Annotated in this window: 22 protein-coding genes; 7 read left to right on the top strand and 15 right to left on the bottom strand. The window is 35.4% G+C overall.

Going from position 1 to position 26,132, the window contains the following annotated elements; translation table 11 throughout:
- Positions 1-27: 27 nt before the first annotated feature.
- The 4 genes from gatD to IPM56_00830 form a co-directional block, all read right to left on the bottom strand.
- Complete coding sequence (gene gatD / locus IPM56_00845) at positions 28-1,422, bottom strand: Glu-tRNA(Gln) amidotransferase subunit GatD (GenBank protein ID QQS36531.1); 1,395 nt, start codon at positions 1,420-1,422, stop codon at positions 28-30.
- The gene (gatE, locus tag IPM56_00840; protein QQS36530.1) at positions 1,419-3,341 is read right to left on the bottom strand and encodes a Glu-tRNA(Gln) amidotransferase subunit GatE; all 1,923 of its coding nucleotides are present in this window, start codon (positions 3,339-3,341) and stop codon (positions 1,419-1,421) included. The genes gatD and gatE overlap by 4 nt, the downstream gene beginning before the upstream one ends.
- A 107-nt stretch (positions 3,342-3,448) precedes the next feature.
- Positions 3,449-4,672 (bottom strand): peptidase C1, encoded by a 1,224-nt coding sequence (locus tag IPM56_00835; GenBank protein QQS36529.1) that lies wholly within the window; start codon positions 4,670-4,672, stop codon positions 3,449-3,451.
- 222 nt (positions 4,673-4,894) lie between these two features.
- A complete protein-coding gene (locus IPM56_00830; protein ID QQS36528.1) occupies positions 4,895-6,244 on the bottom strand; it encodes an aminotransferase class V-fold PLP-dependent enzyme in 1,350 nt (449 codons plus the stop codon).
- Between the two features lie 242 nt (positions 6,245-6,486).
- Here IPM56_00830 and IPM56_00825 point away from each other — a divergent pair, with 242 nt between their 5' ends.
- On the top strand, positions 6,487-8,670 hold the full coding sequence (locus tag IPM56_00825) for a family 20 glycosylhydrolase (GenBank protein QQS36527.1): 2,184 nt from the start codon (positions 6,487-6,489) through the stop codon (positions 8,668-8,670).
- On the opposite strand, the gene IPM56_00820 is transcribed toward IPM56_00825, so the two are convergent.
- Positions 8,671-9,582 (bottom strand): hypothetical protein, encoded by a 912-nt coding sequence (locus IPM56_00820; GenBank protein ID QQS36526.1) that lies wholly within the window; start codon positions 9,580-9,582, stop codon positions 8,671-8,673.
- A gap of 128 nt (positions 9,583-9,710) precedes the next feature.
- Here IPM56_00820 and IPM56_00815 point away from each other — a divergent pair, with 128 nt between their 5' ends.
- Positions 9,711-10,457, top strand: coding sequence for an NRDE family protein (locus IPM56_00815; GenBank protein ID QQS36525.1), 747 nt, complete (start codon positions 9,711-9,713; stop codon positions 10,455-10,457).
- Here the strand turns inward: IPM56_00815 and IPM56_00810 are convergent.
- Complete coding sequence (locus tag IPM56_00810) at positions 10,448-12,310, bottom strand: glycoside hydrolase family 13 protein (protein QQS36524.1); 1,863 nt, start codon at positions 12,308-12,310, stop codon at positions 10,448-10,450. The genes IPM56_00815 and IPM56_00810 overlap by 10 nt on opposite strands.
- Positions 12,311-12,465: 155 nt before the next feature.
- Here IPM56_00810 and IPM56_00805 point away from each other — a divergent pair, with 155 nt between their 5' ends.
- The gene (locus IPM56_00805) at positions 12,466-13,170 is read left to right on the top strand and encodes a hypothetical protein (GenBank protein QQS36523.1); all 705 of its coding nucleotides are present in this window, start codon (positions 12,466-12,468) and stop codon (positions 13,168-13,170) included.
- On the opposite strand, the gene IPM56_00800 is transcribed toward IPM56_00805, so the two are convergent.
- Genes IPM56_00800 through IPM56_00780 form a run of 5 tightly spaced genes read right to left on the bottom strand, consistent with a single transcriptional unit; the run spans position 13,167 to position 15,282 of the window.
- Positions 13,167-13,553 (bottom strand): rhodanese-like domain-containing protein, encoded by a 387-nt coding sequence (locus IPM56_00800; protein QQS36522.1) that lies wholly within the window; start codon positions 13,551-13,553, stop codon positions 13,167-13,169. The genes IPM56_00805 and IPM56_00800 overlap by 4 nt on opposite strands.
- A 7-nt stretch (positions 13,554-13,560) precedes the next feature.
- Positions 13,561-13,806 carry a zinc ribbon domain-containing protein gene (locus IPM56_00795; GenBank protein QQS36521.1) on the bottom strand — a complete coding sequence of 82 codons (246 nt, stop codon included), beginning with the start codon at positions 13,804-13,806 and terminating at the stop codon, positions 13,561-13,563.
- Between the two features lie 25 nt (positions 13,807-13,831).
- Positions 13,832-14,071, bottom strand: coding sequence for a hypothetical protein (locus IPM56_00790; protein ID QQS36520.1), 240 nt, complete (start codon positions 14,069-14,071; stop codon positions 13,832-13,834).
- A complete protein-coding gene (locus tag IPM56_00785; GenBank protein QQS36519.1) occupies positions 14,068-14,628 on the bottom strand; it encodes a sigma-70 family RNA polymerase sigma factor in 561 nt (186 codons plus the stop codon). The genes IPM56_00790 and IPM56_00785 overlap by 4 nt, the downstream gene beginning before the upstream one ends.
- 36 nt (positions 14,629-14,664) lie before the next feature.
- Entirely contained in the window at positions 14,665-15,282 is a 618-nt protein-coding gene (locus IPM56_00780; protein ID QQS36518.1) for a DNA-3-methyladenine glycosylase 2 family protein, read from the bottom strand.
- 47 nt (positions 15,283-15,329) lie between these two features.
- Here IPM56_00780 and IPM56_00775 point away from each other — a divergent pair, with 47 nt between their 5' ends.
- The 4 genes from IPM56_00775 to IPM56_00760 are packed head-to-tail and all read left to right on the top strand — an operon-like array spanning position 15,330 to position 21,042.
- A complete protein-coding gene (locus IPM56_00775) occupies positions 15,330-17,324 on the top strand; it encodes a cyclic nucleotide-binding domain-containing protein (GenBank protein QQS36517.1) in 1,995 nt (664 codons plus the stop codon).
- 29 nt (positions 17,325-17,353) lie between these two features.
- Positions 17,354-18,262, top strand: coding sequence for a tRNA (adenosine(37)-N6)-dimethylallyltransferase MiaA (gene miaA / locus IPM56_00770; protein ID QQS36516.1), 909 nt, complete (start codon positions 17,354-17,356; stop codon positions 18,260-18,262).
- Complete coding sequence (locus IPM56_00765; GenBank protein QQS36515.1) at positions 18,252-19,571, top strand: hypothetical protein; 1,320 nt, start codon at positions 18,252-18,254, stop codon at positions 19,569-19,571. The genes miaA and IPM56_00765 overlap by 11 nt, the downstream gene beginning before the upstream one ends.
- A 1-nt stretch (position 19,572) precedes the next feature.
- Positions 19,573-21,042 (top strand): FAD-binding oxidoreductase, encoded by a 1,470-nt coding sequence (locus IPM56_00760; protein QQS36514.1) that lies wholly within the window; start codon positions 19,573-19,575, stop codon positions 21,040-21,042.
- A 109-nt stretch (positions 21,043-21,151) separates the two neighbouring features.
- Here the strand turns inward: IPM56_00760 and IPM56_00755 are convergent, their stop codons facing one another.
- The 4 genes from IPM56_00755 to IPM56_00740 all read right to left on the bottom strand — a co-directional run bounded on the left by IPM56_00755 (position 21,152) and on the right by IPM56_00740 (position 25,739).
- Positions 21,152-21,868: a M48 family metallopeptidase gene (locus IPM56_00755; GenBank protein ID QQS36513.1), complete on the bottom strand. Its 717-nt coding sequence runs from the start codon at positions 21,866-21,868 to the stop codon at positions 21,152-21,154.
- A gap of 264 nt (positions 21,869-22,132) precedes the next feature.
- A complete protein-coding gene (locus IPM56_00750) occupies positions 22,133-23,545 on the bottom strand; it encodes a cysteine--tRNA ligase (protein QQS38195.1) in 1,413 nt (470 codons plus the stop codon).
- Positions 23,546-23,666: 121 nt separating this feature from the next.
- A complete protein-coding gene (locus tag IPM56_00745) occupies positions 23,667-25,022 on the bottom strand; it encodes a DUF4263 domain-containing protein (GenBank protein QQS36512.1) in 1,356 nt (451 codons plus the stop codon).
- A gap of 90 nt (positions 25,023-25,112) precedes the next feature.
- Positions 25,113-25,739, bottom strand: a complete 627-nt coding sequence (locus IPM56_00740; protein QQS36511.1) for a hypothetical protein — start codon at positions 25,737-25,739, stop codon at positions 25,113-25,115.
- Positions 25,740-26,132: the final 393 nt, after the last annotated feature.

Raw genomic sequence — 26,132 nt, 5'->3', positions numbered from 1 at the left:
TCAAAATAATTTTGGTCCTCATAAATTTTACTTCCTATACTGCTTAATAAACTCTTCCACTTCAGGTAAACCCCCCTGGTAAATTAAATAACCGTTGCTTGGTTCACGTTCAGTTATTTCACCGGCAATAGGCGTTAACATTATCTCCTTAACTTTTTGAAGATCACTTGTTTGCCCAAGCGCCCACCCGAGTTTTACATACGCAACTTCAGGAAGCATATTGGCTGCGGGAACAACACCAAGTTCCATCATATCTCTTCCGGTATCGTAAACATACATCTGCACATAACCCCAAAGTGTTTGAACAGTCATGTAAACAGCAACCCCTTTCTCCTTCGCACGTTTAAGTGCCGGATACATAGGTTTATTAACGTGTCCAAGCCCGGTACCCGCAATAACAATTCCTTTATAACCATTATCAACCAGGGAATCAATAATATCCGGCTGCATATTAGGATAATAGTAAACGATCGAAACTTTCTCTTCAAACACAGCGTTTATTTTTACATCTTTATCATTTCTTCTTCGTTTATAATCTTCTCTTAAAGGAGTAATATTTTCACGACTGACAGTTGCAATAGGAATATCACCAATTGTTCTAAATGTAGACCGATAACTTGAATGCATTTTTCTTACACGTGTTCCTCGATGAAGCAATCCGTAAATGTCAGAAGTTGGACCAAACATACAAACCATTACCTCAGCTATATCACTCTCGGTGGCTGTCTTTACAGAATGAATTAAGTTTAGCGCTGCATCAGATGAAGGACGATCACTTGAACGCTGAGAGCCAACCATAACAATAGGAACCGGAGAATCCTGCACCATAAAAGATAAAGCAGCTGCTGTATGATGCATAATGTCCGTTCCGTGCCCGATTACAATTCCCCGTACACCCTTTTCAATTTCTTTTCCAATTGCTTCAGCAACACCTTTCCAATGTTTCGGTCCGATGTTTTCACTAAACTCCCCGTAAAGTTTTTCAGTTTCAAGATTACAAATATCAGCCAGCTCAGGAACAGACCCGTAAAGTTCGCCGGGAGAGAAAGCTGGTATAACGGCCCCGGTTCGATAATCCAACCTGGATGCAATAGTTCCTCCGGTTCCAAATAGTTTAACGCGAGGTTTCTTAGGATCGTATGGAAAATCTTTTTCAGGTATTTTATACTTAGCCTCGCGTCTTCCATTTATTTTTATATCTTTAATTTTTTCAGCAGCAATTCCGATGTTATAGCCAATTGGCATTTTAATGACAATATGAAATTGATCGGCAGTTTCAGATCGGGGAAGAATCAATCCTTTATAAGTTCCATCACCGGTTATTATTTCGACATCACTCCACACAGGTGAACTGAATCTTTGTAAAGTCTGAAGGGCAACACCGCGATAACCTTTATAATCTTCATTTGTAATTGTTGTCATTTCACCACCTCATCTCCAAAACTAATTTTCTCCGCAACAACTTTAGCAGGAATTTTCCCTCTCAACTTCTTCATCAGTATTCCCATGAACAATGAATTTTTCTTTTCAGGATTATTTAGAACAATCTTATTGAAATTTTCCGTTTCATCCTTAAATAATTTTTCAAAATCTTTTTTATTTATTGAAGTTGAAAGAACCTCATCAGTAAACATACCAAGCTCAAGAACATTTTGAAGTGTAAAATAAAGTGAATCTTTGGTGATCTTACCTTCTGAATAATTTTTTAGGACTGATAAAAACATTTCTTCATTAAGTGAATCAATATTATGTCCTGTCTTTTTTAATCTCTTTGGGAATTGGATTAGCATAACAGCAACGGTTGTTGGATTCACCTTCCAGTCGTTTACAGCTTTCTTAAAAACTTCAGCATATTTTGAAACTGATAATTCTTCAACTGTGTCTTTTGGAATACCGAGTTTGATATACCATTCTATTCTTTTCCAGAACTGTTCAGGAAGCCATGATTTTATCTCTGATAATTTTTCCTTCGTAATTTTTTTAGGGGGAAGGTCAGTATCAGGATACATTCTATCTGCGCCCGGAAGTATTCTTTCAAATCCGTTTGTGCCGTCACTTAATGCCTGTCTTGTTTCTGAAGGAACTCCGATTGTTGCTTCTTTCGCTCGGATGATTATTTCCTTAACGGCAGTATGAACATCATCTTCACTGCCCCAAACAATTACAAGCGTATCATTGTCGGATGCGTTTGTTAACTTTCTAACTTTCTGCCAGTCAGATGAAGTGATTGTATCACTCTTACTATCAGAGTGAATCAGGTTAGGTATGCTTGTGAGACAAGCAATTACACGTACTCTATCTGATATTTCCTTTGAGAAATATGTGTCAGTTTGCGTATGCCAGTGAAGTAAATCTTTAAATCCTTTAAGAACAACTGCGTTTACTTTCATTCCGGATTCAACAGCATTTTTAAGTGGTGCATAGTGAACTTTTTTCAGAAGATTTGTCACATCAAAATGTTCGGATTTAAAAGTATCGGGAGTAATTTTTCTTCGTCTAAGTTCCTCTCTTAATCTTAACAAGTTCCATTGACGCATCGCTTCATTGTAAGTAAGCAAAGGAATCATCCCTATCTGTGGCACCCCTTTAATTTCAACTCTTGTTCCGCCTTCAACACTAACATTAACATCTTCTCTTGCTGCGCCAATTCCTCTTCTTACTCGTTGAGTGCTTCTTACAAGTTTACTGCACTGCCAGGCAACTTCAGCAACTTCCTGCGGAGTTTTCATGGCGGGTTCGGTTACAGTTTCAATCAACGGCATTCCAAGCCGGTCAGTAAGATAAACTCTTTCATGACCGATGTCAGAAACTTCCCTGCACGAATCTTCTTCAATCGACATTTGAACTATTTTAACTTTTCCATCTTTATATGGAATCCATCCATCAAGCGCAAAAATGGCGGTACGTTGAAATCCTGTGGGAATACTTCCATCAAGATATTGTTTGCGTGCAATGTGAAGTTCATCAACAGTATTGCAGTTGTAAAGCATACCGATTCCGATTGCAATATCAAGTGCATCTTCATTTATCAGAAATGGCGGAGTATCATCCATTTCATAAGTACAAACTGTCTCACGTTTAATGCGGTAGTTGATATTCTTTTTTGTTTTGAATTCCATTAACGCAGTACCATCATAAACTCCCATTTCAGAAAGTGTGGGACGCATATGCCTCAATATTTCAGCATCATAATCCCTGCTGTATTTACCTGCGGGGCAACGGCAAAAAAGTTTTTTCTCAGTTAAAAGTTGTTGATGAATTTCGAGTCCTGATTTGAAACCGACAGTTTTGTAATCTGCTTCGGTCATCTCTTCGAATGGTTTGAAGATGAAGTCGTACATAAGTAAGCCAGAAAATTTTTAAAATGTTCGGGTCAAAAATACAGAATGTTTCATGTACCTGAAAATAAAAATTGGAGTTATATTTTTGTATAACTCCACTCATTTAATTATTCAGAAAATTTAGGCAGGTATTCTTTCAGCATATCTTTATGAACCATGAAGTCCATCATTTTAAGTTTGACATAATCTTCATGATAAAAATAATATCCCTTTTCGCCTGTGTTGCGGGAACCTGAACCCGAGTCTTTAATTAAAAACCATGTTTTGCCATCAAGTACTTCATATCCAACAAGATGAATTCCGTGATCATCAGTCGTTGTTAAATTACTGAAACGGAATTGCCTGCTGTATTCATCAATATATTCTGAAGGGATATCGAAGGTGGGAACAACTGCACATTTGGTCCAGCTATCATAGCCGGGCTCGCTAACGTCGCCGCCAATTACAATTGTATAACCATTCTTAATAGAATTTTTTATGATCTTCATGAAATCTTCAAGCGGCAGGTTATAGTAATCTTTGTTGTGCCACCAATTATCAGGAACTTCATATTCAACTTTCTTCCAGTACGGCTGCTGCATATATGAAAGCACATCTATGTAATCATCCATATTCAGTTTTAAATAGTTGTTGAGATATTCTTTAGGTGTAAGTTTTTTTCCATCAACTTCAACCTCGGTCACAGGTTCACCAAGGTAATGATTAAGGATTGATTTTGTAACTGCGATTATCTCTTCTTCATTCCATGCATTGGTTGTTTTTACATTCTGAAGATAAGTCTGAATTTCTTTTACCAACTCGCTATGGTCGTGATATTGCTGTCCTGTTAACAATCCCGTGCAAGCTGTTGCGGGAACAATCCCATGAGTTTTATAGATTCTGATTACCGCATTTAAACTTGATCCTTCTTCAACAATTGAATTGCCTCTTGTTCGTACAAACTCTTTTGCCTTCTCGATATATTCATAATAGGCAGTATATATTGGTGAAAGGCTAACTTTCTTTCCTGTAATACGAAATATTTCAGATTCAAAAAATGATGTTGTTGAGAAAGACCAGCAGGTACCTGTGTTCCCCTGTGAAATCGGATCATTGTGCCAGAAGTATTTAAACTCCTCTTTCGACTGAGGATAATTCATCCCGGTAAAATCCAATCTGAATGTTTTCTTTTTTTCTTTTGTCGGATTTTTAAATTCACTTATTCCTTTTTCAATTTCCTGGAAGTATCCCGGCTTTGGTTCAACAAACACACCTTTGTTTTTATCCTGGGATTTTAGGAAAGATGTGGAAATAAAAAGAAGAAGAACGAGAAGTGATATAACTGATTTCATAATTGTCCCTTACAATACTTAGCAACTATTAAAATATCTGTAGGTGAAAATTATAGATAAAAGAATGGATTATGAAATTATTAATTGAGATAATTAATACCCTGAAACAAGGGTGAGGATACTCTTAGAATAAAAAAATAGTACGCTGATCATTAAGATTCTTCTGGTTTTTTATGATCATAACTAATCTTAATCAATCATAATAATCAGCGTGCCATTGTTTCAGACCAAACTCTCTACAACCTTTACCGCCTTCTCAACATCTTCTTCAAGAGTTACCAGACTCGGTGCTAATCTTACAAACCATGTTTTATAAGGTGTTACACTCGCAGCAATCTTATTATCCCAGAGTTGTCCTACAAAATCAAACTGAATCTTTCCTTCTACTTCAAAGCAGGTTATGCCTGATGATAATTCTTCACTCATTGGTGTTATCATTTTTATTTTTTTGTTTTCGCATAGTCTCTGCTTAAGCATTGTATTTAGTAAGTGAATTCTATCCTGGATCTTCTGCTTACCTATAGATTTATGAAATTCAAACGCAGCATCAACAGCCCAGCGGTGTTCAAACGATTTGAATCCACCCGGAGTCATAAGTACGGACTTTGCAATTTCTTTTGGCGGCTTTGCATTCATCCATATTTCATAATTATCAAGATCAAAAGTTGGAATAGTTGCATGGGCAAGTTTCCATGCTTCGTCAGATGCCCAAACTAATCCTGTCCCTCTTGGTCCGAATATCCATTTGTGCGTACCGGCAATAAACACATCGCAGCCAAGTTCGGGAATGGTTGTGTTCTCTATACCAAAACCGTGAACGCCATCGACGCAAAAAATTATTTTATCTTTTTCATCACGATTTCTATTAATCTCTTTTATAGCTTCTGACATTTTTGCAATTGGCAGTTTCATTCCTGAAGATGAATGAACCCAGGTTACAACTACATATTTTGTTTTTGAAGAAATATTTTTTTTAAGCCGGTCAACTATTTCATTTGCTGTTGTGGGTACGCCATATTCATAAAGAGAAATCCTTTTAATCATTGCGCCGCTTCGTTCAGTTTTTAGATTTAGTGAAGTCTCCGTCGAATAATGGTCGTGCGTAGTTGTAAGTATTTCCTGGTCGGCCTTTAAATCCATTGAAGTATAAAAAGTTCCAAGCCCCATAGTTGTACTGTCAGTTAAAGCAATGTTATGCGGGTTTACCCCAAGATATTCCGCCGCAGCGCCAAGAACATTTGCTTCATGTTCTATCTCATGCTCAAAAATATACCCTATAGGATTTTTATCCAGACCATCTCTTATTTTTTCAATTGCTTTTCTTACCGGTTCAGGGTGTGATGTTAAAAAGAAATGCGCCATCTGAATCATGTTTTTGTCAAGCGGGAATAAATCTTTTATTTCTTTCCAGCTATCCGGATTGAAAGAAGGAGAAAAGTCATCGATTGAATTGTGTCTGAAGCCGGCTGATGTAAATGCTGCGGCACCGAGCAAAAGTCCTGTTCTCACCAAAAAATCTTTCCTGCCAATTGCACTACTCAGTTTTGTTGTTCCTGGAGTCCGACCAAACATAAATTCCTCCGATTAAAATGTGTAAAACTCTTTGATTGCCAGTGAAGTGATTGAAGCATAGTTACTGTGATGTGAAACTAACTTTTGAGTCGACTAAAGTCAAAGCTTTATTCGAGAAAAGTTAATGTCGATAAAACAAACTTTATTGATTAATTTGCAGCGACAATTTTCTGTTAAACAAAAATATTACTGCTATGAAAATTTTATTCTGTCTTCTTCCAATCTTTTTAATAACAAACCTTATGAGCCAGCAAGACATCAGCATAGTTCCTAAACCACAATTAGTTGCGATAGGTGAAGACTATTTTCTTCTTTCCGAAGAGACTAAAATTTATTGCGATAAATCAGCAGAAAAAATTGCTGAATACTTTTGTGATTTTCTGGATGAACTCGGAATAAAAAAAGAAGTTTCAACTTCACCTCCGGACATAAAAGTGAATAAATTAGTTTTTGAATTAGTTGATGAAAGTATGATCCCGCAAAAGGAGGGTTATAGAATTTCCGTAAATGCAGGGAATATCTTTCTTCAAGCTTTACAAGCAGAAGGATTATTTTACGCGGTTCAAACACTAAAACAGTTGCTGCCCTGCGATGAATTTTCGTTAACAGAAAAGAAATTTAAAATCCCATCGGTTAAAATATATGATTACCCTAAATTCCAGTGGCGCGGGCTTAACCTTGACTGCTGCCGTCATTTTATGTCGAAAGAATTTGTAAAACTATACATCGACTTACTCGCATTTCATAAAATGAATGTCCTCCACTGGCATTTAACCGAAGACCAGGCATGGAGAATTCAAATAAAAAAATATCCGTTGCTTACTGATAAAGGTGCATTCAGAACTTATGACGATGGTTCAGTATATGGCGGTTATTATACTCAGGATGATATAAAGGAAGTGATTGAGTATGCCGCGGAAAGATTTATTACAGTGGTTCCTGAAATTGAATTACCGGGACATTCAGTTGCCGCACTTTCTTGTTATCCTGAACTTTCATGTACCGGCGGACCGTTTGAGGTTGGAACAATATGGGGTGTTTATAAAGATGTTTACTGTGCCGGCAAAGAAAATACTTTTAACTTTTTGGAAGATGTCCTTGCAGAAGTCATTGATCTTTTTCCCGGTACAAACATACACATCGGTGGTGATGAAGTTCCCAAAGACAGATGGAAATTATGCCTTGACTGCCAGGCAAGAATTAAATCAGAGAATTTAAAAGATGAACATGAACTGCAAAGTTATTTTGTAAAACGGATAGAAAAATTTGTAAACTCAAAAGGAAAAAGAATTGTCGGGTGGGATGAAATACTTGAGGGAGGTCTGCCGCCTGAAGCAACTGTCCAATCCTGGAGAGGTTTGCAAGGCGCTATAGATGCCGCGAAACAAGGTCACGATGTTATCGTATCACCAACTTCACATTGTTATTTTGACTACGGAATAGAAACAACTGACCTTAAAAAAGTTTATTCTTTCGATCCGGTTCCTGTTGAGTTGAATGCTGATGAAAGAAAACATATACTTGGCGGTGAGTGTAATATGTGGAGTGAATATGCCCCACAGGAAAAAGTTGACAACAAACTTTTTCCAAGAATTCTTGCTCTTTCCGAAGTTGTCTGGTCATATCCCGCTGAAAGAAATTATGACGAATTTCTAAGCAGAGTTAAATTTCATTATCAACATCTTGAGAGACTCGGTGTGAGCTACGGACCCGAAGAAGTTCCATTTAAAATTAATTCAGTTTACGATAATCAATCAAATTCATTTAAAGTTGAGATTGAAAAACTTCAGGATGATATCGATATTTATTTTACCACCGATGGAAGTGAACCAGAACCTGATTCCCGCATACAGATAAATCCTTTCCTAATTGATAAGACATCAACAGTAAAAGTGGCTGCATTTGTAAATCAAACCAATGTTGCCAATTCAGAAAGAAGTTTTTCTATACATAAAGGCATTTCAAGAAACGTAAAATATACTTTTCCATATCACAAGAATTACCCTTCGTCCGGTAACAACGCACTTGTTGACGGATTACACGGTACAGATAATTTCCGTGATGGTATGTGGCAGGGATTTAACGGAACTGATTTCGAGGCTGTGATCGATCTTGGTTCAAACCAAAGCGTTAATAAAATATCAGCTTGTTTTATTCAGGCAACGTCTTCATGGGTTGTTTTTCCTGAGTATGTTGAATATTCTTTTTCAACTGACGGAGTAAATTATAGTAATAATCACAGGGTACAATTTCCATCATCTATGAGAAATCCTGATCCAACAATTAAAAATTATGAAAAGTTGTTTGATAATATTGAAGGAAGGTTCATCAAAGTGTTCGCAAAGAATGTTGATGTGTTACCGGAATGGCATCCTGAGGCAGGCGGTAAACCCTGGATAATGATAGATGAGATAGTTATTGAATAATTATGAGCCCGTACTTCCGGGTGCGGATCTCTTTGCTCTGATAAAGTCGACAAGTTCGTTGAACTGATTTTGTTCTTCTGCACTAAACTCAACAGAGGCGATATCGAAAACTATCTGCAGCCATTTGATGTTCAACTCTCTGACAGCTAGATCAATTTCAAAACGGTATTGCTCCTGATCTTTTAAAGCAATCTCCGAAAATTTGACTGCTGCTTTTATGTTAACATAATTAATCAGTTTGCTGTCGTTACAAATTTGAATAAGTTTTCTAAAGTGTTCTTTCTGTAATGCAGATAGATTCACAGCCCTTGCCCCGGCATACTTCAGAAGTTCAGTGAATTGTAATGTCTTCAATTTGTTATCCGCAGAAATTTCAATCAGTCGTGTAAAACTTTTCGGAATTTCGTATTTCTTTTCAAGCGCTTTGTGATAAGCTTTCTCGATAGCTATAAACAAAGTGTAGGAAATATTGTTTTTTGCCCGCTCAACGATATCACCGTTGTTGCGAATATCCATTGCTATCTGTATTACTTTTTCATAGTCACCATTTTGAATTGCTTCATCCAGAACCTTATCCTGCACCTCAAAGGGTGAAAGTTTCGTCTGCTCTTTTTCCTTTACTTCTTCCAGACGTGTTTCAACATTAACATTCATCGGTGTTGCGTTGATGATCTCAATGATCTTATCATCGAGAGTCAGAACCTTGATTTTATTCATTGTTAGTTTTTCGATTATCATACGATAGTGTTTATCATCAACATTAAAACTAACTATAAAGTCATGTCCCAGTTCGCCTAAAAGCAAGGGACCGATAATCAAATCAGAGATTGATTCTTCAAGTCTTTTAAGAAGTTCTTTCAGTTTTACAACCTCAGCAGATGTGGCTTTGACCACGATTTTTTCAAACATCATTAACTTATAATCCGCAAATTGTTTGTCCCGTTTTGTTAATAAAGAATAACATCATAACTTTCTGCAAAAATAATATTTTTATCCTTTTAATACCTATTATGTGCCTGATTCTTTTAGCCAGAAAATATTTGAAAAAATACCCTTTCATTATCGCTGCAAACCGCGATGAGTTTTATAGCAGACCCGCGGTAAAAGCAAAATTCTGGGACGAGCATAATTTTTTTCTTGCAGGAAAAGATCTCAAAGACGGCGGTACCTGGCTTGGTATTACACGCAATGGAAAGTTTGCTGCAATTACAAACTACCGTGACCTCAGTTCGATAAAACTATCCGCACCCAGCCGCGGTAACTTAGTAAAGAATTTTTTGGTGAATAATATTTCAGCAGAAGATTATTCCGAAATACTTATGACCGAAGGGAAAAACTATAATGGCTTTAACCTGATTTATGGTAATCTTAAAAAGCTATTTTTCTTTTCAAACATCACCGGCAAAGTTGAAATTATTAATGAAGGAATTCATGGACTCAGCAATCACCTGTTAAATACAAACTGGCCCAAAGTCGAATCCGGTAAAAAGAAATTAAGAGATTTGCTTGATTCCAATCACGTTGATGCTAACAAAGTTTTTGAACTAATGTATGATGAAACACCAGCACCGGATAATACTCTACCCGATTCAGGTGTTGGAATTCAATTGGAGAGATTACTTTCACCAATGTTTATTAAAAGTGAACCCTATGGAACACGATGTTCTACAGTTATCTTAATTGATAAAGATAACAACGTGACTTTTGCTGAAAATACTTATGACAATGTCAGTCAAAAATTTTCCAAAGTCGAATTCAATTTCAAAGTTGAGTCAGATTATTTATAATAATCTTTGAGCAATATGGCTCCCCACTTTGATTTTAATTCAAAATTTATTTTACCATTCTTCACTTCAATAATATTTCCGTTCAACAAGTCCTTGTAATACTCGTTGTGTTTAACGCTAAGTTCAATGCTTTGAGGTGCTGAACTATTATTCACAATACTTATGACCTGATCTTTATCATTATATCTTTCAAATGCAAAAAGTTCTTTTTCATCGTTTGTAAATAACGTTCTATAAATTCCTGTCTGCAGCACTTCATATTCATTGTGAATTGCTATCAACTTTTTATAATGCTCAAATAAATCTTTATTGAAGAGAACTTTATCAGCTTTACTTTTTTGTTTTTGATCAGGAAGATTTGTTTCATTTAAATAAACAAGATCATCCCACACCATTGGTTTACGGCAGTCAGGATCGTTAGCTCCCCACATACCGGCTTCATCACCGTAATAAATATATGGAGCACCGATGTATGTCATCTGAAATATTAATGCGAGTTTGATAATCTCATACTCAGTATCTGTTGGTTTTCGTGTATCATATTTTGGATTGGAACCTTTGAAGTTATCAAAGTTCTTTCCCCATTCACGCACTTTGTATTTGTCTTTGTTAACAAGATAGGATGCCATTCGCTGAGAGTCATGGCTTCCTAATAAATTCTGCATAACGTAAGAAACACAACCAGGGAATCCTTTTCTAAGATCTTCAAGAAGCTTTTCAAACTCTGATGTTTTTATTCTCGTTTTATTATCAAAGAAATATTCCATACTTGCGAACATATAGTTGTAATTCATTACCGCGTCAAATTCATCACCTTCTAGATAAGGCTGATTAACTTCTATTTTATCTACGATCTCAGCAACAATGTATGCTTCAGGATTAATTGACTTAACATGTTTACGCCAGTCTTTCCAGAAACCATGTTTTATACAGAATGCTACATCAAGCCTCCATCCATCAATTCCATCAGCAATATTTCCGTTGCCATCCGGGTCCATCCATCTTCTTGTTATATTAAAAATATATTCGCGTGGTTCTTTTACAGCACCGTTCTCATCCTGTTTTATTTCTGGAAGTTCTTTAACGCCAAACCAGCCGTTGTACTTGAATTTAGTTCCCTTGACAGAATCATCCCACGAAGTAATTGAAAACCAATTTTTGTATAAAGATTTTTCCTGTTTTTCAACAACATCTTTAAATGCCCAGCTATTAATTCCCATATGATTGAACACACCATCAATAATTATTCTTATCCCTCTTTTATGCACTTCTTTTACAAGTTGAAGAAATAATTTATCAGCAGAAGTCCAGACCCATGTCTTAGGATCATGAGGGATTTCGCTTTGTATCATTTTCCTGTCGCCTTCAGGGTCAGGACCAAAATTAGGATCAATATGATGATAAGTTGCGCCATCATATTTATGCATTGAAGGGGCTTCAAAAACAGGATTAAGATATATAGCTCCGATTCCGAGTTCTTTCAAGTAATCAAGTTTATCAATAATTCCCTGCAGGTCACCACCGTATCTTCTCCTTTGAATATTGAACCAAACATCTTTACCATTTTTCTTTTCATACGGCTGAAGTTCATACCAGTCTGATGCCCACGGATGAACCTCCCAATCAGATGTATGATCATGTGGCCAGGAGCCTTTCAGAGTTTCAATTGTCGGATCATTAGATGTATCACCATTCCGGAATCGTTCAGGAAAAATCTGGTACCACACAACTTTCTTTGCCCATTCCGGCACAAAATCATTTTTACTCATCGGGTTTCCTTCATCTGTTTGAGAAAATAAATTGAAATTATAAAACACAAATGTTATCAGGATTCTTATAAATATTTTTTTCATAACAATTCTCAGAAAAAGTATTGGTGAAAAATTTTAACCCTAATTTAACATTGTTAAATGAAATAAAGATTTATTTTTGGAGAGAAAATCTGAAAGTTGTTTATATGATTTTTATTCTCCTCTTAAATTTACTATTCCCGGCTTATGGGAATGATGTGCAGACCTTTCTGAAAAAAGGCGATGAACATTATAAAAAGTATGAAATTATTAATGCAGTTAACTCTTATAAAAAAGCTTTTGAACTTGCACCGGATAACTATGAAGTGCTGTTAAAGCTTACGCGCACATACAATGACGCAGGCGAGGAATTTAAAGAATTAAGAAATCGGGAAGAGGCAGAAAAGTATATTAACAAAGCTGTTGAATACGCCGAGATATTCAAAAAGAAATATCCCGACAGTGCCGCAGTTTATACATACCTGGCGATGTCATACGGAAATATTGCGATGTTCAAGGGTGGAAAAGAAAAAGTTAAATATGCACAGATGATCAGGCAGAACCTGGATATATCTTTAAAGAAAAATCCTAATGATTACCTGCCGTATGTGATACTCGGAATATATAATCGTGAAATAGCCTCGTTAAGCTGGATTGAAAGACTGTTTGCTAATACATTTTTTGGCGAAGTACCTGAAGGCAGTTATGAGGAATCGGAAAAATTATTTTTGAAAGCTTTGAAACTTCAGCCGGATATGATTGTCGCTACATTTCAGCTTGCAAGGACCTACAGAAAACTGGAACGCGAACAGGATGAAATAAAAATGCTTAAAAAAGTTTTAGCACTTCCCAAACAGGATTTCAGGGATAAGTTTGCAAAAGAAAAATCTCAAAGAAGATTAACTGAGCTCGGTCAGATTTAATTTTTCGTCCCGGAATTTCTATACTCAACCATTCCTCCTAAAACGTTCTTTGCGTTGAATCCTTCTTTACGCAAAATTGTTGTAGCGGATCCCGATCTGTTACCTGTCCTGCAAATCACTGCTATCTCCCTGCCTTTATAAGTATCAAGTTCATTTATTCTTTGACTTAGTTCCTGGACAGGAATATTAATAACGCCATCTAGTTTTCCTAAGGGTCCTGAAAGTTCCTGGTGTGTTCTTACATCCAGAATTACAAGAGATGTATCATTACTCATTTTCTCTTTTAACTGGACTATAGAAATGTTAGCAGCAGGATCAACCTGTGCACAACCTATTAAGCTGTAAATTATTAACGCTGTAAAAATTATTATTGTTCTTTTCATGATTATCCTAGTTCAACCCGCACATTCCTGTACTGCATCCGCCATAAGACGGAACCCCGCAAGAACCATCAGAACATCCTGATACTGATGATGAACCTGATGTTGTTACAGATGCCGCAAAGGTTGAAAACAATTTTTTATTCTTTGTTGATTTGCATTTCGGACAGGTTATTTCCTGTTCATCAGAAGTGTTTCTGACAAGCACTTCATATTTGGAACTACACTCACTGCACTGGTATTCGAAAATTGGCATGTTTTACTCCTCTGTTATAAAAATATTATTCATCCTTAAGATCAAGAAAAGACATTAGTCTGCTGTGTGCATCTTTCGGCATATCCACGTTGTACTTTTTATAATAATCAATAGTCAGTTCAACTGTTTTGAAGTAGCTTTTGCATCCGTCACATTCATCAAGATGTGATTTAATTGCTATGCATCTTTCAGAATTAAGATCTTCTCCAAGACTTTCGCATATATGATGCATAACATCTTTGCAGGTTACAGTTTCTTGTTTCATTTTTTGAACGCCTCATCAATTTCTTTTCTTAAATAGGCTCTGGCACGATGCAGCCTGGATTTAACCGCAGGCACCGAAAGATCAGTCGCCTTCGCTGTTTCTTCGGTCGATAGTCCTTCAACGTCTCTTAAAAGAAAAACCATCCTGTACTCCGGCGAAAGTTTTACGATGGCATCATCCAGAATTTTTCTAAGTTCTTCATTTTCGGTACTCTTATGAGGAAGAGTTTCCCAGTCAGCAATATATTTTTCCTCATAAAGTCCGTCTTCATTTTCTAATGAAACAAACTGCTGATTTTTAAGTTTGCGAGCTGCCATAAGGCAATGATTTGAAACAATCCTGTAAAGCCACGTTGAAAGTTTCGAATTTCCGTCAAACTGATGCAGTGATTTTACCATACTGTAAAAAGTTTCCTGCATTATATTTTCAGCTTTTTCCCTGTCGCGGCAAATCTTGAATGAAAAATTATAAACGGTCTGTTCATAATTTTTAACCAGTTCGGCTAATGCCTTTTTGTTTCCTTCTTTTGCCTGCTGAATAATTAAATTTTCATCCATAGCGTGAGATGCAGATATTATTTTTAAGATTCGTTATTATAATTTCAGGTCGAGACTTTTCCAGAGATACCACGATGCGATACTATTGTAAGGACTCCAGTTATTTGTCCGGGAAATTTTTATCATCTTTTTTTCATCGGGTAATTTTTTGAGCCGATATAATTTTTGAATTCCCTTCCTTATACCCAGATCAGAAACCGGCAGTATGTCCAAACGGCATAGAGTAAATATCAGGAACATATGAACCGTCCATACACCGACACCTTTTACTTTTGTCAGTTCTTCAATGATCTGTTGATCAGTCTTTTTATCCAGACCACGAAAATGTATTTCACCGTCCACAATCTTTTGTGAAAGATCTTTCACGTACTTCGCTTTAGCCCATGACATCCCCAGGTTTCTTAACTGCAGATCAGTCGCCTCTAAAATGTGTTCAGGTGACGGATCATTTTTGAAGAATGTAAAAAATTTCTTTTCGATTGCGTCGCCTGCTTTAACTGATAATTGCTGCCCTATGATTGACCGCAGCATAGCGTGATAAAAATCCTTTTTCTTTCTGATTGTGCACACTCCCGCAGCATCAATTATTGCCGCAAGAGCAGGATCATTCTTATAAATATGCCTCGTACCGTTTTCTATTTCTGTGGAATTCATTATACTTATAACAGTGAAATATTACCTAACAAATATAAACCAAAATCATGTTTCAAAATAAAAATTCTGCGGCTGTTAAAAAGAATAAACTTTTCAAAGGTGTATCTGAAGAAGAGTTAAAACTCAAATTCAATCCTCAGAATTTTTTGGAACTGAAAGAGGGCGAAATTATTTACCAGAAGGGTGAGGAAAGTAATTTAATTTATCTGATACTTGAGGGAGAAGTAAAAATAAAATTTATCTGGACACAGGAACAACGAGGTGTTATCAGAAAATACCGCGATGAGTTTTTCGGTGATGATGAGCTTCTTGCAAAGTGTTCAAGAAGATCTTCTGCTGTTGCAATGACCGACTGCCTGCTTTATACTATAAGCCGAAAAGAACTGGAATATTTGTCTTCTCTTAACAAACCATTATTGACCAATCTGGGTCTGCCCGAAACTTCAACTGACCTTTATAATCTTTCAGAAGAAGCCAGGCTTGAATTAAAAACAACCACTGAAAAAATTGGTTTGCCAGAAAGTTCCGGAGAGCGTACTAAGATTGAAAACATAGATATCTCACCGGTTGAAATTCCTGAAATTTCTTCAAGTTTAAAACTTGATGATCAGCATGCGGAATATGTTGAGTTGAACATTCACCCGGGAATTAATAAAGAAGAATTTTTTAAACAGGAACTCCTTGAAGAACCTGATGACGAAACCAGTATCAGGTTTTCTGATACTGTTGAGCATGAAAAAGAAGAGTTCAATACTGAATCCAATTCGGCGAATGAAGAATTACTCAAGGACGAACAGGTAGAGGAACTGCCTGAAACAATACCGGAACCTTCTTACTATTCTTCTCGACCAGATCAGGAATTTAATGCCGCCGGAAAAGATGAAGAAATAACTATCGACGATGATCAGTATATAAATATTCATTCAGGAATAAACATTGAAGAAACATTCAGAAGTATAATTCAAACGGCAAAACAGATTACTGATGCGGATAAAGGAGTGGTTTTTATATCCGATGAGGTTATTAAAAATTCTGGTGCGGATCTGAAAGAAAACAATCCTCTGAGCGAGTTAGCAATTTTTGAAGCCGGTACTATTGCGGAAGAATGTTTAAATAAAAAAGAAATTATTTTCAAAAATGATATAAGCAATGACACAATGTTCGTCCATGGGGCTGAAATTTCCCCTGAATATAAAGTCATCAATATGATGTGTTATCCATTAATCTCATCGGAAGAAAAAGTTCTCGCTGTGCTTCAACTGTTAAATAGTTCAAAAGGAGTTTTTGACAGTCACGATGAACACAAACTTAATTTGCTCTCCAAACATTTTATCGCTGCAATCGACCGCTCAACAAGGTTCAATGATGTTATACGCGAGGGGAAGTTATTATCGCTTAAAGAAATTTCTAACTTTCTTATATCGGATATCAAAATACCTGTGCTTACAATTAAACACTATTCAAACCTGCTAAAGAAACAAAATGTTACTCCGGAGGTGAAAAATATTCTGGATATGCTTACCAGTCAGGCAAACTCTGTCATTGATCTGGTTCAAACCACATTTGATTTTGCACAGAATAAAAAATCGTTGTCCACTGAAGTAAAAAGTCTCAGCGGTATTGTTGATGAAATACTGACATTGTTATCAGAATATGTTGAATCCAGGAATGTAAAATTGTTTAAGAAGATTGAAAGCACTGCTAAAATTGAAATTGATCAGCGTGCGTTTTATCAGGCATGTTTTCAGATAGCTAAAAACGCTTGTGATGCTATGCCCAACGGCGGGAACATTTATGTCACGTGTACTTCGGATGATGATTTTGCGCGTATTGATATCAGGGATGAAGGACCGGGAATACAAATAAATATAAAGGACAGCATCTTTGAACCGTTTGTATCCGGAAACGGAAACAGTGGAACAGGAATCGGGTTATCTATCACTAAAAAAATAATTACTGATATGAACGGGACGATAAATGTTCAAAGTACTCCCGGTGAGGGGACAACATTCATCATCCTTGTGCCTATAGTTAAAAACTAAACACACATTTGATTGTGTTGTGACAAATCATGCCTCGCAAATTAATAACCATTCTAGGCCCTACTGCCTGCGGTAAAACAAAACTCGCAGCACAATTATGTTTTCATTTTAATGGTGAAATAATTTCTGCAGATTCACGCCAGGTTTATAAAGGAATGAATATCGGAACCGGAAAAGATTATGATGATTACCTGGTAAACGGAAAGAAGATTCCTTATCACCTTTTAGATGTCATTGAGCCTGTCGATGAATACAACGTTTTTCAATTTCAGCGGGATGTTCAAAATTCTATAACTAAAATAATTTCCCACAATAAACTTCCATTTCTTGTCGGTGGTACCGGATTGTATCTGAGTTCAATTCTTCAAAACTACAAGATGAATAAAGCTGAATTTGATACAGAACATATAAAAGAATATGAATCCTTGCCTACCGACGAATTGAAGAAAATGCTATTAAAAGTTAATCCTGAATTACATAACACAACTGACCTCATTGAACGGGATAGAATTATTTCTGCAATCGTTGTTCATCAACATTCACAGTCAACTTCGTCAATAAAGATAGAAGCCAAACATCTTATCATCGGGGTTTCACCTCAGCGAGAGGTAATTATACAAAGGATAAAATCACGTTTGAAAAAAAGATTAGATGAAGGAATGATTGAAGAAGTCAAACAACTTCATGAAAACGGTGTTACGCATGAACGTCTGCAAAGATTCGGACTCGAATATAAATTCATATCACAATATCTTCTGAATGAATTGAACTACAATGATATGTTCCAGAAACTTAACAGTGCAATTAATGCTTTTGCAAAACGCCAGATGACGTGGTTCAGAAAAATGGAGCGCGAAGGTGTGAATATAAACTGGATCAAAGAACCGTCATTCAATAAAGCCAAAGAAATAATTGAGAGGAATTTATTTGTCAACTGATTCAAATAATATTCCTCTGTTTGTCCGGAACTATCTCAACAAATTTTCTGAAAAGGTTTATAATGTTGAGACTAACAGCAAACAAACCTTCCACAATATCATCGTAATTCCCTGCGTCGCTGAATCTGAAAATATAAAAATTGTATTATCATCTTTATCACAAAATGATTCCGGTTATCTAAACGATACCTTGATATTATTTGTGATTAACAACTCAAAGTCCGATTCTGATGAAGTAAAAAATAATAATCTGCAATCAATAAACTATCTGAAAGATGAACTTCACAACGTAAACGTTATACGGCATTTAGGTTTTATTGATGCCACAACTCCCGGTAATGAAATGGATCATAAACACGCAGGAGTCGGGCTTGCAAGAAAGATTGGAATGGATGCAGCTTTACTTCACTTTAACTATTCTTCACCAGATAAAAATATTTTAATCTGTCTTGATGCAGATTGTAAAGTATCAGAGAATTATCTTAAAACAATTGTCGATGAATTTAACTCAAAAAACTTATCTGCAGCATCATTAAACTTTGAACATCCTGTTGAAACAAATATCAACACTAGTGATGCGATAATCTGCTACGAATTATTCCTTCGTTATTATGTTGTCGGATTAAAACTCGCCAATTCACCTTATGCATTTGAAACAATTGGTTCATCGATGGCTTGTGATGTTGAAAGTTACATCAAGATCGGCGGAATGAATAAAAAGAAAGCCGCTGAAGATTTTTATTTTCTTGAAAAGCTCTCAAAGGTCACAAGTATTCATACAATAAAAAAACCATTAGTCTATCCTTCAGGCAGAAGAAGCTGGAGAGTACCATTTGGCACCGGACAACGTGTTGGACGTTTTCTCGACAGAATAAAAGATGAATACCTTTTGTATGATATAAGATGTTTCATCGTTTTAAAACAATGGTTAGAATCATTTAGTAATACTGAATCATCTCCGTCGGAGTTTCTGCAAGCATCAAAAATAATTTCGGAAGAGTTATATAATTTTTTGCTAAATAATGATTTTAAAAACTCTCTGAGCAAGATCATATCTAACTCAAAGAACATTGGGCAGATAGAAAAACAAAAACGAAACTGGTTTGACGGCTTCCGAACTTTAAAACTTATTCATCATTTAAGAGATACTGAATTTCCCTTGGTTAATATGTTCGATGCACTCGATCAAATATTTGATTACTTTAATGTAAGTAAACCGGATAGAAATAATTCTGTTGCTATTCCTGATCTAGCGCTACAGAAAGAATATCTTTTTAAACTTCGTGAACTGGAAATGTCGATCAATTAAGATGATAATTAAAACAACACAGGATGAAATTCAAAACTACCTTAGTGATGCTTCCAACTTTAAAGGATTCTGTGAATCGGTTTTTATTCCTGAAAATGTAGACGAAGTAAGAGATATCCTTATAAAAGCAAACGAGCTAAATACTTCTGTTACTATTTCCGGTAATGGTACAGGGCTCACAGGCGCGCGTGTCCCACAGGGCGGAATTGTTATTTCGACTGAAAGATTAAATAAAATTCACGAGATAAATGTTGACGAAAAATATGCAGTCGTTGAACCGGGTGTACTACTTTCACATTTGTTGTCACAATTGAAACAGAAAAAACTTCTTTATCCACCTGACCCGACAGAGAAAAATTGTTTTATCGGCGGAACTATATGTACAAATGCTTCAGGTGAGAAAACTTTTAGATACGCTTCAACACGCGATTACATTTTGGAGTTAGAAATTGTTCTAACAAATGGTGAAGTGATTCATCTAAAACGGGGAGAAAGTTTCGCCAACGCTTATAACATTGTTTTAAATTCAGAACAAGGGTCAGCTTATTCATTTGAAATTCCGGAAACAGGATTATCACTGACAAAAAATGCTGCAGGGTATTACTGCCGGAAAAATATGGATACGATTGATCTGTTCATTGGTTCTGAAGGAACGCTTGGTATTGTGACAAAAGCAAAACTAAAACTTCTTCCTTATCCTGAAAAAATAATTTCATGTGTAAGTTTTTTTATGAATGAAAATGATGCTCTTTCATTTATTAATGAAGCAAGAATTTTATCGCGCATGAATATTTCGGGAATTTCCGCTTCATCAATGGATGCTCTTGCATTGGAATTTTTTGACAACAACTCTCTGAAATTTTTGTTTAATGATTATCCGAATATTCCCGATTTAGCCGGCGCTGCAGTCTGGTTCGAACAGGAAACAAATATTATTTCTGAAGAAACTGTACTTGATGAATGGACAGACCTTATCAAAAAACATAACGGGAATACTGAAAATGTATGGTTTGCTTTCTCTGAATCTGAAGCAGAAAAAATTCAAAGATTCCGACATTCAATCTCAGCGAATGTAAATGAGTTTTTAACAAGAAATAATTTCCGCAAATTGGGGACAGACGTTGCTGTGCCGGATGAATCATTCAACGATCTTTATCATTATTCAAAAAAGATCACCGAAGAAAAAAACATTAATTATGTTGTTTATGGACACTTTGGTAATTCACACATGCATTTTAATTTTTTACCGGAGACTGAAGAACAGTTTGCATTAAGCAAAGATTTGTATCATAAAATTTGTCTGAGAGCCATTGAATTGAAAGGAACCGTCAGCGCAGAACACGGAGTTGGAAAAATAAAACGTGATTATTTAAAACTTATGTACGGTGATGAAGCTGTCCAAAAGATGATTACTATAAAAAAAATTCTTGATCCCAATATGATTTTATGTAGAGGAAACTTGTTTGAATAGTACTGGTTAAATTACTTTGTCACCCTGAACTTGTTTCAGGGTCTTTTGTGTGTTGATATAACATTAGATTCCGAAACAAGTTCGGAATGACAAAAAACTTATAGTCGGCTCAGTTACTATTAAACTTTTGTTTAGGCATATCCTCGCTGAATATCATACTCCTTAATCTCTTAACAAAATATTTGTACTCCGGTATTATTTCTCCAACCAGCTTCCAGAATTTTTTTGAATGATTCATTTCTTTCAAATGACAAAGCTCATGGACTATCACATAATCTATAACATCTTTATCAAACTTCATCAGTCTTGAGTTAAATGATAACGAACCATTAGCCGAGCAGCTTCCCCAGCGGCTTTTCTGACTTCTGATTGTGATACGTATATGTACGAACCCGTATTGCTCTGCTAACTTTGCAGTTCGTGCCGGAATGTATTCCATTGCTTCCTGTTTCAACCACATTTCGAAAAGATCATTTGTCGTTAAAGAATTTTCACAGGGAGAAATAATATTCAACACATTATCTTTTAGTTTGAAATGATTGATTGTACCGAACATATCAAATGATTGAACAACGTTTAGTTTTCTTCCCAGGTAATAAAACTCTTTCTTTTGTTGACGGTTTGATAAATGTTTGAGTATCCATTTACTATGCTGCATTAGTATTTCACTGATGGAATCTTCCTTTACCCGTTTAGGAATCCGTACCTCAAGCTCGCCCAACACATTGACATACAATCGAATGTTTTTACTACGGTTATTACGAATAACTTTATAAGGTACTGACTGCTTCGATAATTCAATTGTTTTAGTTGTGTTTTTGTTCATTAACCTTGAGGTTAGTTTAGTATTCCATTTTGATACCTCTATGCAGAATACTTAATAATAGCACTCTAAACATCGTCATGCTGAACCTGCCCGACCGGCAGGCGGGCTTGTTTCAGCATTTGACTTTTTCGGTATCAATTATTCATTTTAGTTAAGAAGAAGAACCTGAACCGACCCGCCTGAGGCGGGCAGGTTGACAAATAGGATGACTTGCACCAGCTCATTTGTTTAGTTATAAGCAAAATGATTGTAGCACAAATATCATCATTTCCCCTTTTTATAACTCGTCTTTTCCTTAGAATCCTGTAAGATGACTCCAAGATTTTTCAACTCATCTCTTATCTTATCAGACAGCGCATAATTCTTCGAAAGCTTTGCATCGTTCCTCAGATTTATCAGCAATTCAATAAGACTATTCTCTAATGCAGCATCACCCGATTCTGTTTGTTTATCAAAACTTAATATGCCCAAAACTCCCGAAGCTGTTCTTGCAAGAAAATCTTTTACTGAATTGTAAAACCCAGATGAGTGATTTTCAGTTTCTGCTAAAACTTTATTCACTTCTTTTACAAAATCAAAAATTGCCGCAACAGCCTGCGGCGAATTAAAATCATCTTCCATCGCTGATTTAAAAGCTGATTCATACTTATTAAAATCAAACTGGGTTTTATCTTTTGAATCACTTCCGTTTTTTATTTTTTCTTCAATACGTTCAGCAAGTGTGTTCAGTTTCTCCAATCCCTTTTGAGCAGATGCAAGAAGCTCCTCACTGAAGTTAAGCGGACCGCCGTAATGAGCCTGTGCAAAGAACATTCTCAATGATTCTGCGGAATATTTTTTAAGTATATCTCTCGCAGTAAAAAAATTGCCGAGTGACTTCGACATCTTTTCATCATTGATGTTAAGAAATCCGAAATGAATCCAGTAATTAACAAACTTCTTACCGGTTGATGCTTCGCTCTGCGCAATTTCATTTTCGTGATGCGGAAATATCAGGTCATTCCCGCCTGCGTGTATATCAAAAGTTTCACCGAGATGTTTGCAGCTCATTGCTGAACATTCAATATGCCAGCCGGGTCTTCCGTTGCCCCAGGGACTTTCCCAGAAAGGCTCGCCTTCTTTTGCTTTTTTCCACAATGAAAAGTCTAATGGATTTTTTTTCTCTTCGTTTATTTCAATACGGGCACCGGATTCAAGATCATCAATATTTTTTCCGCTTAGTTTACCGTAACCTTTAAACTTGTTCACATCATAAAAAACATTTCCGTTTATGTTGTAAGCAAAACCTTTATCAACAAGGTTCTTGATGAGATTGATAATCTCGTCCATGTGCAGTGTTGCTTTTGGATAAACATCTGCAGGTTTTATTTTTAGTCTGTGAATGTCCTCCATAAAAGCATCCGCGTATTTTTCAGCGACTAACCTTGATTCCTTTTTCTCTTCAATGGACTTCTTAATAATTTTATCATCAACATCCGTAAGATTCATAACGAACTTTACATTATAGCCGCTGTATTCCAAAAATCTTCTGATGATATCGCTCATAATGAATGAACGCGCGTTACCCACGTGAAAGTAATCATAAACAGTTGGTCCGCACACATACATTCTTACCAATGATGGATCTATTGGAATGAATTCTTCTTTTTTCTTTGTCAGTGTATTGTAAACTGAAATCATTTTATAACCTTATAATTGCTGAGTTTTGTTGTTCAAATATATGAAGTATGCGGGAGAGATGTTATGGGATAGGAGTGGTGTTTTTGTCTAATAGTTTAGCTTTGAGGGACTAATGAAATTATAAATGCTCTATATCATTTCCTTCTAATAAATCAATTAATATCTTTACTTTAGAAAATAATTCATCATAGCTGATTATTTGTACATTCTTTAATTCATTTCTAAATAATTCAAAAGATTTTTTCTGGTCATTTTCTATTAACTCACGTTCTATATTACCGACTATCACAAGACTTTGTGGATTAAATGTTTCCATATCTTGTAGCTTTTCACTTCTTAGGCTATAGAAATCTTTGCTTAGACTATATTTATAATTTGATACTTGAATTATTGCTCCTGAAACATCAGAAGAAACATTGTAAATATTATCACGATATTTTGAACCTAGTAGTTTTGTCATAGGAGTTTTAATTTCTATTAAAACTGTATTTTTTGTAAGAGAATTTTGACACAAAAAATCTAACAGATTTGCGCCTTTGTTATCAAAAGATTTCCCCCCAACATAAGCTTTACCTTTTAAAATTATTATTGGAAATGCGAAAATCTGCGATAATAAAAATGAATTTTCCGCAAAATGTTTTTGCCAATAATCTTCATCAGCATTATCCGATTGATTTAGCCAAGATTCATAAATTTTTTTTAGGTTGCTTAATCCAACTATACTATTAAGTTTCTGTAAACTATCGACTTCTAATTTCTCAAGCCGTTCTACAAGCTGGTTACTGTCATCAATAGTAATCGCATAATTAATCAATTTTGAAAATACGTTTACACCAGCCTTTTTATTTAACTCAAAAAAAGTTTTTAACTCGCCTTCATTTATCTGACTTAATTCATTTAAACTACCGTGAGCTTTAATGTATTTGGTTTCGCCAAATTGAATGCCTTCTTTTATATGGAACTTATATAACGATACAATTTCTTTAACAAAATTTAGTAATTCATCTGACTTAAGTTCTAGTTTTACATATTCCCCAGACTTCAAATTAGATAGACTAAGATCCTTTAAATCTATCCAATCATCTTTGATTCCTTTTTTTTGAAAAAAGAAACTTCCTTTTATAACAGCATTTTTATTCTTAAGATTATCAATAAGAAGCGGTTTAAAAACTAAACGAGTATTTTTTGTTTTTCTTATCGGGATTTCATTGCATTCCGCTGTATACTTAGATGTGGATTGAATAGTAAACTCTTCTAAAACATTTTCACCAACTGATATTGAAAAATTGTCACTGTTTTTGGATAGTCCAATTGAAACTTCTTGTGATCCATCATTAAATTCTATTCTGCAATTAGTCAATGGTGGTTTAACATCATCTCCAAGTAGTCTATATATTAATTCTTGAACAGATATTTCATCATCTATTCCACTGCCATCTACAAGAGAAGTTTTTATTTTAATTGAAGTATTCATAGTATTTCAAAAGCTATAACGACTGTAATGATCCTATTTATATATTTTCTTTTAGCTTGTGATTCTTTAATTATTAAAGCGGTTAGGTAATTAATTAGGAATACTGGTTCTCTTTATTAATTCATCAAAATCTTTTTGTAAGAATTTGAAATTCTTATAACTATTATTTCCTTCATCTTGTTTTAATTCTATCGCGCCAATTTTCATTTCAATATCAAACTCGCCTAGTGTATGATCGAGCATTATAAAAATTGGTCCGAAAAAATCTCTTTTTCTGTTTTCAGTAAAACCTTTGATGAAAAATGTTACATCAATTTTATCATCACTTTGCTCTAGCTTATAAGATACATCCTCAATTGATAATGTTAAGTTGTCATAAGTTATTCTGGCCATTGGCTCAGTTTGTCTGGGTCTAAAATATGTAACATAAAAATTATTAAGATTTTCTGGTTGTTTTTCTTTTAATGCAAGTACAGATGGGAATGCTTGCTTATCTCCATCAGCACTTATTACAAATTCGCGCATTTTTTTTTCTACAGGTCCAAATTCAAAAGTCAAACTTTTGTTAATTTTTTTCAGTTCTCTGCTAAGTTCGTTGAATATTTTTTCTTGATTTGACTCAAAGCTGAAAATTCTTGATTCGTTTTTGATGAACCAATTCCAGAAATTAATTTCTTTCGATTGACCGTTTGAGAAGTTAAATAGATTAAAAGCCATAATTAATCCTAAAAAATATTTCATATGATGATTGCCTAATTATAATTCAACTTCCACTAATCAATTTCACACATCGATAGTAAGTAGGTTATATAACAAAACTTACCAACTTTTCACTTCTCCTTAACATTATTTTCCCGATCCGCTTTCCACATACAAGCAACACCTGCACATCTTGCCACAAAGCACTGCCCCGGGATTTATGATTTGGTAATTGGGGCGCACAAACACAATAGCAACTTAAATCAATGTACAGCGAATCTCAAATGGAAAGTTTAATTTTATTGTGTCGTAGAATGTACACCCTTCGACAGTGCTTAATGTGACAAATGAATCAGAGCCATTCAGTGAGATAAATGTGGTGACACCATGCTCAGACGGACTGTAAATTAT

Source organism: Ignavibacteriales bacterium, from assembly GCA_016700155.1.
GTDB lineage: Bacteria > Bacteroidota > Ignavibacteria > Ignavibacteriales > Ignavibacteriaceae.
The sequence above is the reverse complement of the archived record's forward strand: the minus strand, read 5'-3'. Positions and strand labels throughout refer to the sequence as shown.